At 63.2% G+C, this 14,871-nt stretch carries 11 protein-coding genes, 4 tRNA genes and 1 other RNA gene; 3 read left to right on the forward strand and 13 right to left on the reverse strand.

Going from position 1 to position 14,871, the window contains the following annotated elements:
- Positions 1–17 precede the first annotated feature (17 nt).
- Positions 18–1,526 carry a glycerol kinase GlpK gene (gene glpK / locus DESPIG_RS02225; protein ID WP_006004540.1) on the forward strand — a complete coding sequence of 503 codons (1,509 nt, stop codon included), beginning with the start codon at positions 18–20 and terminating at the stop codon, positions 1,524–1,526.
- A gap of 535 nt (positions 1,527–2,061) precedes the next feature.
- Here glpK and DESPIG_RS02230 read toward each other — a convergent pair.
- The 4 genes from DESPIG_RS02230 to DESPIG_RS02245 form a co-directional block, all read right to left on the reverse strand.
- Positions 2,062–2,137, reverse strand: a tRNA-Lys gene (locus tag DESPIG_RS02230).
- Between the two features lie 31 nt (positions 2,138–2,168).
- Positions 2,169–2,244, reverse strand: a tRNA-Lys gene (locus DESPIG_RS02235).
- A gap of 32 nt (positions 2,245–2,276) precedes the next feature.
- Positions 2,277–2,352: transfer RNA gene (locus DESPIG_RS02240), tRNA-Lys, on the reverse strand.
- 31 nt (positions 2,353–2,383) lie between these two features.
- Positions 2,384–2,459, reverse strand: a tRNA-Lys gene (locus DESPIG_RS02245).
- A gap of 159 nt (positions 2,460–2,618) precedes the next feature.
- Between DESPIG_RS02245 and DESPIG_RS02250 the strand changes: the two genes are divergently transcribed.
- A complete protein-coding gene (locus tag DESPIG_RS02250; protein ID WP_248623534.1) occupies positions 2,619–4,469 on the forward strand; it encodes a protein-disulfide reductase DsbD family protein in 1,851 nt (616 codons plus the stop codon).
- A gap of 431 nt (positions 4,470–4,900) precedes the next feature.
- On the opposite strand, the gene DESPIG_RS02255 is transcribed toward DESPIG_RS02250, so the two are convergent.
- The 4 genes from DESPIG_RS02255 to DESPIG_RS02270 form a co-directional block, all read right to left on the reverse strand.
- On the reverse strand, positions 4,901–5,122 hold the full coding sequence (locus DESPIG_RS02255; RefSeq protein ID WP_040369113.1) for a hypothetical protein: 222 nt from the start codon (positions 5,120–5,122) through the stop codon (positions 4,901–4,903).
- Between the two features lies 1 nt (position 5,123).
- Complete coding sequence (locus DESPIG_RS02260) at positions 5,124–5,750, reverse strand: GDSL-type esterase/lipase family protein (protein ID WP_006004546.1); 627 nt, start codon at positions 5,748–5,750, stop codon at positions 5,124–5,126.
- Positions 5,751–5,885: 135 nt separating this feature from the next.
- The gene (locus DESPIG_RS02265; protein WP_040369115.1) at positions 5,886–8,528 is read right to left on the reverse strand and encodes a TIGR03960 family B12-binding radical SAM protein; all 2,643 of its coding nucleotides are present in this window, start codon (positions 8,526–8,528) and stop codon (positions 5,886–5,888) included.
- Between the two features lie 69 nt (positions 8,529–8,597).
- Positions 8,598–8,933 carry a hypothetical protein gene (locus tag DESPIG_RS02270; RefSeq protein WP_040369116.1) on the reverse strand — a complete coding sequence of 112 codons (336 nt, stop codon included), beginning with the start codon at positions 8,931–8,933 and terminating at the stop codon, positions 8,598–8,600.
- 143 nt (positions 8,934–9,076) lie between these two features.
- Here DESPIG_RS02270 and rnc point away from each other — a divergent pair, with 143 nt between their 5' ends.
- A complete protein-coding gene (gene rnc / locus DESPIG_RS02275) occupies positions 9,077–9,808 on the forward strand; it encodes a ribonuclease III (protein ID WP_006004550.1) in 732 nt (243 codons plus the stop codon).
- Between the two features lie 421 nt (positions 9,809–10,229).
- Here rnc and dtd read toward each other — a convergent pair whose 3' ends face one another.
- The 5 genes from dtd to DESPIG_RS02295 all read right to left on the reverse strand — a co-directional run bounded on the left by dtd (position 10,230) and on the right by DESPIG_RS02295 (position 14,869).
- Positions 10,230–10,721: a D-aminoacyl-tRNA deacylase gene (gene dtd, locus DESPIG_RS02280; protein ID WP_006004552.1), complete on the reverse strand. Its 492-nt coding sequence runs from the start codon at positions 10,719–10,721 to the stop codon at positions 10,230–10,232.
- A complete protein-coding gene (locus DESPIG_RS02285; RefSeq protein WP_006004555.1) occupies positions 10,721–12,460 on the reverse strand; it encodes a long-chain-fatty-acid--CoA ligase in 1,740 nt (579 codons plus the stop codon). Before DESPIG_RS02285 ends, dtd begins: the two co-directional genes overlap by 1 nt.
- Entirely contained in the window at positions 12,457–13,695 is a 1,239-nt protein-coding gene (gene ispF, locus DESPIG_RS13540) for a 2-C-methyl-D-erythritol 2,4-cyclodiphosphate synthase (RefSeq protein WP_006004556.1), read from the reverse strand. Before ispF ends, DESPIG_RS02285 begins: the two co-directional genes overlap by 4 nt.
- Positions 13,696–13,715: 20 nt before the next feature.
- An RNA gene (rnpB, locus tag DESPIG_RS12715) (RNase P RNA component class A) lies at positions 13,716–14,079 on the reverse strand.
- Between the two features lie 13 nt (positions 14,080–14,092).
- A complete protein-coding gene (locus tag DESPIG_RS02295; RefSeq protein WP_006004558.1) occupies positions 14,093–14,869 on the reverse strand; it encodes a zinc ribbon domain-containing protein in 777 nt (258 codons plus the stop codon).
- Positions 14,870–14,871: the final 2 nt, after the last annotated feature.

A 14,871-nucleotide genomic window follows, 5' to 3' on the forward strand; every position in this document is an offset into this window, starting at 1 on the left:
ATCACTGGAGAAAAGCTATGCAAGGCAAATATATCGTCGCCCTGGACCAGGGTACCACCAGTTCCCGCACCGTCGTGCTGGATCAGGACGTCAACATCGTGGCTGTGGTGCAGCGCGAGTTCCCCCAGATCTACCCCCGTCCGGGCTGGGTGGAGCATGATCCCCGCCAGATCTGGGCCACCCAGAGCTCCACGCTGACCGAAGCCCTGGCCAGTGTGGGCATCTCGTCGGACGAAGTGGCGGCCATCGGCATCACCAACCAGCGCGAGACCACGGTGGTCTGGGAAAAGGATACGGGCAAGCCCGTGTACAATGCCATCGTCTGGCAGTGCCGCCGTACCGCGCAGATCTGCGACGAACTGCGCAAGAACGAAGGCTTTGAGGAATACGTGCGGGAAAATACCGGCCTGCTGCTGGACCCCTATTTCTCCGGCACCAAGATCAAGTGGATCCTGGACAACGTGCCCGGCGCCCGTGAAAAGGCCGAGAAGGGACAGCTGTTGTTCGGTACCATCGACACCTGGTTGATCTGGAACATGACCCAGGGCCGCGTGCATGTGACCGACTATACCAATGCTTCGCGTACCATGCTGTTCAATATCCACAAGCTGGAGTGGGACGAACACATCCTGTCCATGCTGGGCATCCCGCGTTCCATGCTGCCCGAAGTCAAGCCTTCGTCCACGGTCTACGGCCAGACCAACATCGGCGGCAAGGGCGGTACGCGCATCCCCATCGCGGGCATCGCCGGTGACCAGCAGGCGGCCCTGTTCGGCCATCTGTGCGTGGAAAACGGCATGGCCAAGAATACCTACGGCACCGGCTGCTTCATGCTCATGAACACCGGCAAGACCGCCGTCAGTTCCAAGAACGGCCTTATCACCACCCTGGCCTGCGGTCCTCGTGGCGAGGCCTGCTACGCCCTGGAAGGCTCCATCTTCGTGGGCGGTTCCGCCATCCAGTGGCTGCGCGACGAGCTGAAGATCGTCAACGATGCCCGGGATACGGAATACTTCGCCAACAAGGCGGAGACCTCCAACGACGTCTATGTGATCCCGGCCTTCACCGGTCTGGGCGCTCCCTACTGGGATCCCTATGCCCGCGGCGCCATCGTGGGCCTGACCCGCGGCACCAACGCCAGTCATATCATCCGCGCCACACTGGAGTCCATCGCCTACCAGAGCAAGGACGTCATCGAAGCCATGCAGGCCGATTCCGGCATCCCGCTGCAGGCCCTGCGTGTGGACGGCGGCGCCAGCGCCAACAACTTCCTGATGCAGTTCCAGTCCGACATTCTGGGTGTCAATGTGGAACGGCCCGCCACGCTGGAAGTGACGGCCCTGGGGGCTGCCTTCCTGGCAGGTCTGGCCGTGGGCTACTGGAGCGGCCTGGACGACGTGCGCAACCGCCTGCACATCGAACGTGTTTTTGAGCCTTCTCCGGACAAGGAAAAGCAGGTGCAGCGTTACAAGGGCTGGAAGAAGGCCGTGTCCCGCGCCCTGCAGTGGATCGACGTGGCGGACTAGACGACAGCCATCAGACAACGTCTGTGATGCGCGGTGCTAGCCGCGCTGGACAAGAGGAAGGGAAGCCCCGGCTTTCCTTCCTCTTCGTTTTTTCAGGGGCAGGGCAGGGGAGGGCGTGGGATCCGTTCCGACGGGGCACGAGGGGCAGCAATACCGGATGACTGTTTGCTGTGCCGCAGGATGGTCATATGGCGCGGCAACGGCATCCTCATGGAACCGGGACAGGGGCGCAGTGGAACAAGGGGGCAGAACGCCTCTGCGGCAAGGCAAAAAACTATGCCGTCCGCATCGGGAAAAGGGGAGGGGGAAACAAGCTCCGAACGTCAGGACCTGGGGGCAGGAGAGCCGGCCAGGTGCGGATCTTGGGCGGCCGGGGAGCGGGAACGGACCTTCTGAAGAAGGTCAAAGCATGAGGAGGGGCCGAAAGGGCGCAGGGACGACCGGGACGCGAGCATTCGGGAGGGGCGGCAGCAGACATGCCGCAGGGCCATGGGCACAAAAAAAAGCCCTTGCAGTTTCCTGCAAGGGCGAAATATGGTGGGCCATCAGGGACTCGAACCCCGAACCAACTGATTAAGAGTCAGCTGCTCTACCAATTGAGCTAATGACCCATGATGTCCGCAAAAGGCGGTTGATATCTTGTGGTGGGCCATCAGGGACTCGAACCCCGAACCAACTGATTAAGAGTCAGCTGCTCTACCAATTGAGCTAATGACCCACGATATCCGCAAAAGGCGGTTAGTATCATGGTGGTGGGCCATCAGGGACTCGAACCCCGAACCAACTGATTAAGAGTCAGCTGCTCTACCAATTGAGCTAATGACCCACAAGCGTGGAAATATATGCGATTTTCAGGATGGTGGGCCATCAGGGACTCGAACCCCGAACCAACTGATTAAGAGTCAGCTGCTCTACCAATTGAGCTAATGACCCATCCGCGAAAAAGAGACCTACCCTTTTGTGCCCTCTCTGTCAACACTTTTAAAAGAAAAAAAAGATTTTATAGTGCCTTCCCAGAGGTATTTGATGAAAAAAACACGGAACTTTGCTGCCCTGATAGGGGTGCTTGTTTTATTTTTGTTTATATTTCATATGGATACGAAAGAATCCGCTGCGGCGGACATCGTATCCGTGCAACCGCATTTTGCTGAAGGTCCTGACGGCATCGTCATGGCTTTGGAGATGGGATTCCCGCAGGGCTATCATGCCTATGCCCATGAATCAGGGGATGCCGGACGTCCGACCACGCTTTCCATCCGTCTGGATGACGGCAGCGGTCTGCCTGTCTGGTATTCGCAGGGCTTCATGCAGCGGGATCTGTTCGATCCTGATGCGACCGTCTATGTCTACGAAAGCCCCACGACCCTGTTCGTCCTTTTGCCGCACGAAGCCCGGCATCGCAGCTTTGAGGCCGTCCTGAGCATGTTGCTCTGTTCCTCGCGCAATTGCCTCCCGGTCTCGCAGGGCATCAGTGGCCAGGTGCCGGATACCTTGCCCGTGCTGGACGAGATGCCCTGGAAGGCCCGCTGGGAAGAGATGCGGCAATTGCCGCCCGTGCTCTCCAAAGGCACGGCCCCTGTTTCCGGCCTGCCTTTTACCATGGATGAGGGAGGAGCGGGCGGCCTGAGCGCCGTCACGGACCCCGCGCAGGATCCGCTGGCCGCCCTGCAGGATGAGGGCAGCGAAAAGCCCCTGCCGCCCCCAGACGGATTTGCCCTGGAGCTGACGCCGCAATATGCTGACGGCTCCGTGGAGATATCGGGGTTCGGCATGGCGCTTGCCGTGGGCATCCTGGCGGGCCTGCTGCTCAACGCCATGCCCTGCGTCCTGCCGGTGCTGACCTTCAAGATCAGCGGCCTGCTGCTCATGGGCGGCAGGGGAGACAAGGAGAGCCTGCGGCGTTTTCGCGAGCACAACCTCTTTTTCTCCGCAGGCATCATGACCCTGTTCACCCTGCTGGCTCTGGTATTGGGCGCCGCCGACATGATCTGGGGGCAGCTCTACCAGCAGCAGAGCCTGTTGCTGGGCCTGGTGATGCTGGTCTTTCTCATGGGCCTTTCCATGCTGGGGGTCTTCACCCTGCCGGTCATCGATCTCAAGGCCGGTGCCAACAGCAAGAATCCGCGTCTGCAGCCCTATCTGACCGGTCTGGTCTCCACCTTTCTGGCCACGCCGTGCAGCGGTCCGCTGCTGGGCGGGGTGCTGGGATGGGCCTTCACGCAGCCGCTGCTGGTCCTGATGGTGGTCTTCTGGGCCGTGGGCCTGGGCATGGCCCTGCCGTACATCCTGTTCAGCATCTGGCCCCAGCTGGCCCGCATCCTGCCGCGTCCGGGCAACTGGATGAAAGTCTTTGAACGCATCCTGGGCTTCTGCCTGCTGGGCACGGCCCTGTATCTGCTCTCCATCCTGCCGGTGGAAAAGCACATGCAGGTCCTGTGCGTGCTGCTGGTGCTTTCGCTGGTGGCCTGGCTCTGGGGCCAGTTCTGCGGCCCTGCCTCCCCCCGTCTGCGCTGCCGCATCATCGGGGCCCTGACGGTCCTGATCCTGGTAGGCTCCTTCATCTGGGTCCTGCGTCCTGCCACACCGCTGGTGCAGTGGCGGGAATTCAGCCCCGAACAGTTCCAGGCCGATCTTGGCCAGAAGGCCATGCTGCTGGAGTTCACGGCTGATTCCTGCCCCAACTGCAAGGTGCTGGAGGCTACGGTGCTGACCGATGAACGGATGCGCAAGCTGCGTGCGCGCTACGGCATGGAACTGATCCGGGTGGACCTGACGGGCGTCAATGCCTACGGCATCCGCCTGCTGGAGGCCCTGGGCAGCAAGAGCATACCGCTGACGGCCCTGTTTCCTGCGGGAGAGCAGGCCTCTTCTCCGCTGGTGCTGCGTGACGTTTACACAGCCGGGACCCTGGAAGACGCCATGGAGAAGGCGTTTGGGCAATAGCCTGAAGTAGTGACCTGAAAACGATGAAAGGCCTGTGGTGATGCCACAGGCCTTTTTTATGGCTTTTGGCTGCGAGGACCCAGGTGCGGCCCGATATCCCGAGGGCTGCCATGAGGGATCCAGGGGGCTGCGAATGCAGGAGGCTTCTGGAAAGAAAGGTGGGCGACTTGAGGTGCAAGGCTGCGGAAGCAGGCTGTACGTTCTCCCATTTGCGAACAGGAAACGGGAGCGGGGCTTCGTGGGACGCAGGCTTGCGGAAAGACGAAGGCCGGCCCCGCAAGGGGACCGACCTGAGAACGCCTGTTTGAGAGAATGTGGGGACTGGAGGTCTCGCCTTCCTGCGCCAGTACGACCGCATGACGGCCGCAGCCCGTACCCGTCAACGCAAGGGCTTTTCGGGCATCGGCGCAACGTCCTCCCAAAAATGCACGCTAGCGGACGTGCAGCAAAGCCCTGTTGCTGCGCAGCTGCAGCTCACTGACGATGAGACGCTCGTACTCGGGGGCCATGGCAAGGTCGGTCTGCATCTGGGTGCGCAGCAGGTCTTCCAGCTGCTGGGTCTCTTCCCAGATCTCCAGCAATTCATTGTCGGCAAGCGTCTTCACGCGCTTGTCGAAAGGTTCATCATCGACGAAAGGCTGGCAGGAGCCCATATCAATCATCCTGTTTGGCGGTCAGAAAAAAGCGGCGTACGGCCGGGTCTTCGGCCAGCAGACGGGCCATCAGGGCAGCGCCCCGCGGGCCGGGATGCAGGCCATCCTCAAGATCATCCATGTACTCGGGCGAGGCCGCCAGAGCGGCGTGCACATCAGCACAGGGATGTCCCTTGCGGGCACATGCCGTCACATAGGCTTCGCAAAGCGAGGCGATGCGCTGGCGCATGGCGGGCTCTTTAACAGGAGGCGGGCAGATAAGCAAGACCGGACCCAAGGCCGAGGCCTGATCCAGCATCTGCATGACCGTGGCGCAGACTTCGTCCACCGGCCGCATCTGGGCAGGGGACATGTCCACCACGCCCGGGCAGAAGGCCAGATGGTTGATGGTGCCGGGGATCTGCCGGGACGCCACTTCGGCCTGCCAGCGGACGGCGATGTCCGTGGAGGTATGGCGGCGCACGCCCATATTGTAGAACGTGGCGGGCGGCATGTCGTACCAGCCGGCCTGGGAGCCCAGCAGCACAAGGCGGCTGACCCAGCCGCCGGGCATGGCATTGTCATTGACGCCCAGGGTCAGGGAATCACCGAAAAAGAAGAACGTTTCCGTAGTGGAACGGGGAGCCATGATGCCTCCTGGTATGAGCAGAACACGTTGGGCGGCATGCTTTCCGGCACGACGGCACGGCCGGCGCAGAGCCGCAAAAAAAGGCCTTCCGCAGCCGGATGGGCATCCATCCGCGGAAGGCCCTGGAATGATTCGTTACGGGCAGACCTGGCCGTCCGCGAAATGCTGGGCCGTCTTGCTCAGGCGCAGCAGCGCCCGCAGGCGGGACTCATCGCCCAGCGAAGCACAGATGCTGGTGCAGAGCAGCAGGGGAGAGAGGTAACCGTCGCTCCAGTCCAGGCTGAATTCCAGGCTGCCGTCCTCCAGTTCCTTCCAGCGCAGCAGGTGGCGGCGGATGTCGCTGGTACGCGGGCCCTTCTTGGTCTCGCGGGTCAGCATGACGCTCTCCTGGGCGGCAAAGGCCGCGAAGCAATCACGTACGGCCTCCAGCGAAAGGCCTTCACCGTCGATGCTGCCGGTACGCAGGCGGAAGGTCTCGGCCACGGACTGTTCCGTGCGGCGGCTCTTGTCCACCTCTTCCACGCGGATGACGGCCATGCCTGTGGGCAGGGCCGCGGCCAGACGGGTATGGACCTCGGCGGCGGACATGGACGTGCGCAGAGTGATGGCGAACCATTCGGCCCGGCTTTCCATGCCCACCGGCAGGGCCCGGCCAAAGGACATCAGCGGCATGGGATGGAAGCCCTGCGAGAAGGCCATGGGCAGGTCGGCACGGCGCAGCGCGCGGTCGAGGATGGCCTGGAGCTCCAGCTGGCTGAGGTAGGAGCTGCCGCCGGTCTTGGTATGCCAGATGCGGTACTGGACGGCCTTGACGGCCAGTTCCGGCGCGATCTGCGGCGGTTTGTTCTCGTGGGTGCGGCAGATGATGCGGCCTTCCTCGTCACGGGCGGGCTGGTGGGCCTGCTGGTCACGCTGGGGGAAGACCAGACGGTTGTGGTGTTCCAGCGGCTGGCCGTCCTCGCCCAGGCTGGCGTGGGGCATGCGCGAAGGCTCGGCCTTGGTATCGCAGGCACCGCACTGGCGGCAGGCATGGTAACGGCAGTCTTCCGTGACCTTTCCCGCCAGGGCGCGCTCGTATTCGCGGCGCAGGAATTCGGGCGAGATGCCGGCCTCCAGATGTTCCCAGGGCAGGTATTCGTCCATGCTGCGGGCCCGGGTGAACTCGTCGGCGGTCAGGCCGCATTCTTCCAGGGCTTCCAGCCAGGGGGCCAGATCGAAACCTTCGATCCAGCTGGTGAAGATACCACCCTTGCGGTAGACCTTTTCCACCACATCGGCCAGACGGCGGTCAGCGCGGGAAAGGATGCCCTCCAGATGGCTCATGGCCGGTTCGTGCCAGCGCAGCTTGAGGAATTTCTGGCCCTTGAATTCGTTGCGCACCACCTGCACACGGCGCTGGATCTCTTCCTGGCTGATCTGTTCCACCCACTGGAAGGGCGTGAAGGGCTTGGGCACGAAGGGCGAGAGCGCAGCCGTGACCTGCAGGCGGGGGTTACCCTTGCCCGCGGCATCGCGCACCTTGCGGCAGAGATCGGCGATGGCTTTGAGGTCCTCGTCGGTCTCGGTGGGCAGGCCGATCATGAAATAGAGTTTGACCTGACGCCAGCCGTATTCCAGCAGCTTCTGCACATGCAGCAGCACCTGTTCTTCGGTGACGCCCTTGTTGATGACGTCGCGCAGGCGCTGGCTGCCCGCTTCGGGGGCCAGGGTACAGCCCGTGCGGCGCAGGCCGGACATGCGCTGCATGATCTCGTCGTCGATGGAGCCCACGCGCAACGACGGCAGCGAAAGGCTGATCTGTTCCTGGGCGCAGCGGCCCAGCACGCCGTGGCTCAGGGTCTTGAGCGCGGAAAAGTCGCCCGTGCTCAGCGAAAGGAAGGAGATCTCGTCGAAGCCCGTTTTTTTCAGGCAGTCGTCCAGCAGGCCGGTGATGGTGTCCAGCGAACGCTCACGCACGGGACGGTAGACCATGCCCGCATGGCAGAAGCGGCAACCGCGCGTACAGCCGCGGGCGATCTCCAGCGACAGGCGGTTGTGCACCGCGCCGATGGGCACCACCTGGCTGGTGGGGTAGGCCACCTTGTCGAAGTCGGCCACGATGCGGCGCGAGGGTCGGGCATGGTCGGCAAAACGGGGCTGCAGACGGCCTTCCGCATCAGGCGTGAAAAACGACGGGATGTAGACGCCGGGGATGTGGCGGGCCTCCTCCAGGCAGCGGTCACGCGTCCAGCCTTCATCCAGAGCCTGTTCCAGCAGGCGCAGCACGTCGGGCAGGGACTCTTCGCCGTCGCCCAGCACCATCAGGTCGATAAAGGGGGCCAGCGGCTCGGCGCTCAGCAGGGCGCCGCCACCGGCGATGACCAGCGGGCACTGGCGCAGATCCTGAGGCCTGTCGGCCGTGCGCAGGGGGATGTTGCCCAGCTCCAGCATGTAGAGCACGTTGGTGTAGCACAGCTCATGGGTGATGGAGAAGGAAAGGCAGTGCAGGTCGCGCAGCGGCGTGCCGGATTCCAGCGTGCCCAGCGGACAGCCGTGTTGCCGCAGGATGTCGCCTGCTTCTCGTTCCGGGGCCATGACCCGTTCGGCCCACCAGTGTTCGTGGCTGTTGACGATACCGTAAAGGATCTTCTGTCCCAGATAGGACATGCCGACTTCATAGGTATCGGGAAAGGCCAGGCCCACACGCAGGCGAACCTGGGCAGGGTCTTTGTGGCAGGCGCCCTCTTCGATACCGGCGTAGCGGCTGGGGCGGGGCAGAATGGGGAGCAGTGCGCGCATAAACATCCCTGTTGTCTGGATACAAAAAAGGGCGGCAGATGCCGCCCCGGAAACCTGATGGAAAACGGGCTACTTGATGAGGCCGCTGCCGGTCTGCACGGAGGGACCGAAGCTCAGCTTGCCCAGGCCGCCGGCCACGGTGAGGTTGGTGCAGGCTTCGATGTACTTGTCCTGCAGTTCCTTGGGGGTGTCGGCGTAGCGGTACAGGAAGTGACGGCCTTCCAAGGTGCCGGTGAAGTTGGGTTCGAAAGGATAGCCGTAGGGCAGGAGCATCATCTGCATGCCCTGCTGGGTGGGGATGCTCTGCAGGCTGGCCACTTCGTTGAGGCAGTCCTTTTCGGCGTCGTACTTGCCGATGACCATCTCACCGGTCACCAGCTTCATGAGGCGGATATCGTAAGCCATAATGTCTCCTCGCAGCATGGGGCCGTATGACGGCCGGACATGCGGAAGTCTCTGAATTTTGCTCCAAATAGGTAGGCGCTGAAAGGCCGGGTGTCAAGAAAATTTCTGTTGCCTTGCGCCCCGAAGTGACTAGACTGCTGCGCATGGAACACAGCAAGAAACTCGACCTCAGCATCTCGGCGGCGGATCTGGAACGTATCGAACGGATCCTGGACTATCATTTTTCACGCCCAGAACGGGTGGCCCTGGCCCTGACCCACAGCTCGTGGGCCAATGAACACGGACTGGGGCAGGCGCACAACGAGCGTCTGGAGTTCCTGGGCGATGCCGTCCTTGAACTGTGCATCTCGTGGGAGCTGTTCACGCGCTTCCCGCAGGCCCGCGAAGGCGACATGACCCGTGTGCGCTCCCAGCTGGTGGGCACCACCAGCCTGGCCCAGCGGGCCCGGGAAACGGGCATCGACCAGCTGTTGCGTCTGGGGCGCGGCGAGGAACAGCAGGGCGGTCGCAGCCGTGACGCCGTGCTCAGCGACGTGTTCGAAGCCGTGCTGGCCTCCGTGTACGAAGATGGCGGCTATGCCGCGGCCCAGAAGGTCGTGGCCCGCATCTTCGGGACATTGCTGGACGAGGTCAGCGTGGGCAAGCCCAAGACCAAGGATTTCAAGACCAGTTTGCAGGAACGCTCGGTGGCCCTTTTCCACGACCGCCCCGTCTATACGACCCTGGCCTGTGAAGGCCCGGAACACGCCCGGCACTTCACCGTGCAGGTCTCCCTGCCTTCGGGGCAGCAGTTCACGGCCAGCGGCAGCAGTTGCAAGAAGGCCGAACAGGAGGCCGCCCGCCTGGCCCTGTGCGCGCTGGATGCACGGGACTAGGCTGCGGGATGGATATATTTTGAGGGGGGAAGGGGACCTTTTGGCTGGCGCACAAAAGGTCCCCTTCCCCCCTCAAGCTCCCCTCATCCCTCCCAAACGCGCTTTGCTATGGAGGATGACGGATGGCTGCTTGCGGCAAGGCAGCCTGTTCTGATGGTCCCCCGAAAAAATGTTGAGCCTGGCCTGTGCTGGTCAGGTTTTTTGTTTTTTCTCTTTCCTTCTTTTTTGCTGGCAGTAGCCGATGGATGGAAGGCCATAAAAAAGGACAGCCGTACGGCTGTCCTTTTTTATGGCTTTGGGGAAAGCGTATTGGGAAGAGGGCGGCAGGGCTGTACCCGTTCGTCGCAGACCTCACAGGCGGCAAGAGCGTATGGCCCTGGGGGAGGCCCCTTCACGCGAGGAAGAGGGATCCCTTGCCGTCTTAAAGATACAGATGCGGCAGCACCTCGCGGGAGTCCAGCCAGATGGTCACGGGGCCCCAGTTGACGAGGTAGACGCGCATGTCCGCGCCGAACACGCCCGTAGGTACGGGACGGCCGCTTTCCTCGCTGACTTTTTGGGCGAAACGGTCGAACATCTCGCGGGACCAGGCAGGATCGCCGGCATGGGAGAAGGAAGGACGGCGGCCCTTGCGGCAGTCGGCATACAGCGTGAACTGCGGCACCAGCAGGACATCGGCCCCGTGATCCCGGGCGGAGCGGTCGAACTTGTCGCAGCGGTCTCCTTCGCCGGGGAAGATGCGCAGATCCAGCAGCTTGCGCGCCATGCCTTCGAAAACAGGGCTGTGGTGGAAGTCCGGGCCGTCCTCATCACCAAAACCGGTCATGACCAGCAGGCCCTTGCCGATGGCCCCGGTGGTCTGTCCGTCCACAGTGACGGCCGCTTCAAGGACACGTTGGACCAGGAGTCGCATCAGTCCTCCTTGGCGGTCGCGGCACCGTCCTGCCGGGCGGCATGGCGGGCTGCTTTCTTGGCCTGCTTGGCCATCTCTTCTTCACGCAGGGCACGACGCAGGACCTTGCCCACGATGGTCTTGGGCAGTTCCTCGCGGAATTCCACCAGGCGGGGCACCTTGTAGGAGGCCAGACGCTGGCGACACCAGCCCACGATGTCGGCCTTGGTCAGTTCCACGCCGGGACGGGGCACGATATAGGCCTTGAGGGCCTCGCCGCGCACACCGTCGGGGATGCCGACGCTCACGCCTTCCAGCACGTCGGGATGCTCCAGCAGGACTTCGTCCACTTCACGCGGATAGACGTTGTAGCCGCCCACGATGACCATGTCCTTCTTGCGGTCCATGATGAAGAAGTAACCTTCCTCGTCCATGACGGCCAGGTCGCCGGTATAGAGCCAGCCGTTGCGCAGGGCGCTGGCGGTCTCGTCGGGCAGGTGCCAGTAGCCCTGCATGACCTGGGGCCCGCGGATGACCAGTTCCCCCAGCTTGCCCACAGGCAGGGGGGCGGTGCCGCTCTCGCTGTCCACGATGCGGGCATCGGTGCCGGGCAGGGGCATGCCGATGGAGCCTTCCTTCTGCTTGCTGTCCTCGCGGGGATTGATGTGGGTGATGGGCGAGGCTTCCGTCAGGCCGTAGCCTTCAAGGATGATGGCGCCGGTCAGCTCCTGGAAGCGGCGGAAGGTATCACGGGGCAGGGGAGCGGAGCCCGAGATGCAGAGCTTGATGCAGGTCAGGTCGTACTGCCCCAGGGTCTTCTGCTGCAGCAGCGAGCTGTAGACCGCGGGCGCACCGGGGAAGACCGTGGGACGGTGCTTGCCGATAAGGTGCAGCACGTCCTGGGGTACATAGCGGGGCAGGGGCAGCACCGTGGCGGCCAGGGCGGCCGGGATGGTCAGGCCCGTGGTCAGACCGTAGACGTGGAAGAAGGGCAGCAGGCCCACGAAGCGGTGCTCCGTCTCGGCGGTCTCCTGGATGATGCTCAGGATCTGGCGGCAGTTGGTGCCCAGATTGCTGTGGGTCAGGGCCACGCCCTTGGGGATGCCGGTGGTGCCGCCGGTATATTGCAGCAGCGCGGGCGTGTTCTGCGGGTCGGCGATGGGTTCGCTCAGGGGCTGGGCGCCCTTGCTGAAGTCCTTCCAGGCGATGACCGTGTCATCATAGGGGATGGGGACGGCCTTCTGGCGGCCCTTGGTGAAACGGTAGATGAGGTTCAGCGGGAAGGAGAGGGCGTCGGCGATACCGGTGACCACATAGGTCTTGATGGGCAGACGGTCACGCAACGGCGCCACGCGGGGCCAGAGCATGTCCAGCAGGACAAGGCATTCGGCACCGGCGTCATTGAGGTTCTGGAGCAGCTCCCGTTCCATGTAGAGGGGGTTGACCATCACGGCCACGGCCCCGCATTTGACCACGCCCCAGAAGGCGATCATGGTCTGGGGCAGGTTGGGCAGCATGACGGCCACGCGCTGGCCCGGCTGGATGCCCGCACGGCGCAGGGCACCGGCAAAGCGTTCCGCGGCCTCATGCAGGGCCTTGTAGCTCATGCGGGTGTTCTGGAAGATCAGGGCCGGACGCTTGGGGTAGCGCGCGGCGGCCTCATCCAGCAGGCTGTACAGGGGCTGGTCGAAGACGGTGACGGTACGGGGAACGGACGGTTCGTAATGGGAGAACCAGGGACGGTGCAGCTCGGGGGTCATGCCATTTCCTTGGTGTTGCGCGTGTGAGGGGGAAGCTGGAACGCCGTGGCCACGGCATAGGCCTTGATGCCTTCACAGGCACCGGTAAAGCCCAGCTTTTCTTCCGTGGTGGCCTTGATGTTGACCGAATCCGTGCCCAGGCCCAGCAGGCGGGCCACGTTCTTGCGGATCTCTTCACGATGGGGAGCCAGCTTGGGGGTCTGGGCCACGACGGTCAGATCCACGTGGCAGAGGGTCAGACCGGCATCCCGGAAGCGTTCCAGCACGTCGTCCAGGAGGACGGCAGAGGAAATATTGTCGAAACGGGCGTCCGCGTCAGGGAAAAGGCGGCCGATGTCGCCCAGGGCCGCACAGCCCAGCAGGGCATCCATCAGGGCATGGAGCAGGACGTCGCCGTCGGAATGGGCGATGACCTCGGGAGCATTGGGGATGATGATGCCGCCCAGCTTCATGGGGCGGCCGCTGCCGTAACGATGGACGTCATAGCCCATGCCCACGCGCGGCACCGGTATGACGGGGGAGCGTTCTTCCAGCAAGGCAAGGTCCTCGGGATGGGTGATCTTGATATTGGCGGCTTCGCCCGGCACCACCAGCACGGGGTGCCCGTTGGCTTCCATCAGGGCCGCATCGTCCGTGGCCGCGCGTCCGGCGGCACTTTCCTGCCGGGCGGCATGGTGGGCGGCCAGCAGGGGAGGCAGGGCAAAGCCCTGGGGGGTCTGCACGGCACGCAGCCGGGCACGGGGCGGCGTATCCGTCACAAGATCGTCGCAGACGACCTTTATGGTGTCCGTGACGGCAAGGCCCGGGATGACGGCCACAGCCCCTGCGGCGAGCGCATCACAAATGCGGTGGACCAGGGCCGCGCTCATGAAGGGGCGCGCGCTGTCGTGCACCAGCACGTGCGTGGCTTCCTTGGGCAAGGCGGCCAGTCCGTGGCGCACGGAGTCCTGCCGTTCCGCCCCGCCGGCCACGGCCAGCCAGGGGATGCCGGGATCCTCGTCGCGGACAAGCTGGGCCAGGCGCTGCCCTTCTTCTTCCAGACAATCCTGGGGAAAGACAAAAACAAGGCCCGCCACGGCCCCGGAACGGGCCAGAGTGCGGGCTGAATGCCAGTAAAGGGGAACCCCTTTCCAGAGCAGGAACTGTTTGGAATAGCCGCCTGTAGCGGCGGACAGGCGCTTGCCCTGTCCTGCGGCCAGAACGAGGGCCCAGGGACGGACGGGAATTCGTGTCATGCTGTACTCGCAAAAAAACAGGCAGGAGTCGAACGATAAGCCGGGTTCTGTTCGCGCCGGGGCGCGCGATCGCCATTCCTCTAGAAGAGCAGTTACCTGCCCTCTCAAGCAGCCTACCCGGAAGGTATGGCCGGGCCAGCCTCCTTCCCTATTTGGCCTTGCTCCAGACGGGGTATGCCGAGCATGCCGTGTCACCACGGCATCTGGTGGTCTCTTACTCCACCGTTTCACCCTTACCCGGCCGGTACGGGACCGGCCGGGCGGTTTGCTTTCTGTGGCGCTGTCCGAAGGTCGCCCTTCCTGGACGTTATCCAGCGTCCTGCCCTGTGGAGCCCGGACTTTCCTCTCCGGGCCAATGCCCGCAGCGGCGATCTGTCCGACTCCTGCCTGTTGATTTTTAGTCCACCAGAGTCTTGGGTTTGGCCGGAGCGGCCTGCAGTTCCATATCCGGGAAGTGTTCGTTCCAGAAGATCAGGCGCTGGCAGTTGGGACAGCTCAGGATCTGCTGGCCGCGCTGCAGCTCGATGAAGGACTGCGGCGGGATGGCGATGTGGCAGCCGGAGCAGATGCCTTCGCGCACACCGACGATGACGGGATGCTCAAGACGCTTGCGGATGAATTCGTAACGCACGAAGACGGGCTGGGGGATGACGCTGGCGGCATGCTGGCGCTTTTCTTCCAGTTCGGCCAGCTTGACCTGGGCCAGCTGGATCTTTTCTTCCAGGCCGTCGCGGCGCACTTCCAGTTCGGCCTGGAGGGCACCGTGGGTCAGGTCCAGTTCGGCCAGGGCTTCGTTCTGGCGCTGCACCTCTTCCATGAGGGTCATCTTTTCTTCCTCACGGGAGCGGTTGATCTTTTCCATGCTGTCCATTTCGCGCATCATGGCATGGTATTCGCGCGTGTTCTCCACCTGCATGAGCTTGTTCTTGCTCTTCTTGATGCGGGCGGAGTCGTCGTCGATCTCCATGGCGAGGCGCTTCTGCTGTTCCTGCAGGTGGGTCAGCTTTTCCACGATGCGTTCGCGCTGGGCGTTGCTGGCATCGAATTTGGCCTGCAGCTCGTCCAGCTGGCGGGGAGCGGATTCCAGTTCCTGACGCACGGCAAAGATGGCGTCGTCCACTTTCTGCAGCTCGACAAGCTGGCGGATCTGGTCAAGATAGACAGCGGTGCTCATGA

The organism is Desulfovibrio piger ATCC 29098, assembly GCF_000156375.1.
Lineage (GTDB): Bacteria > Desulfobacterota > Desulfovibrionia > Desulfovibrionales > Desulfovibrionaceae > Desulfovibrio > Desulfovibrio piger.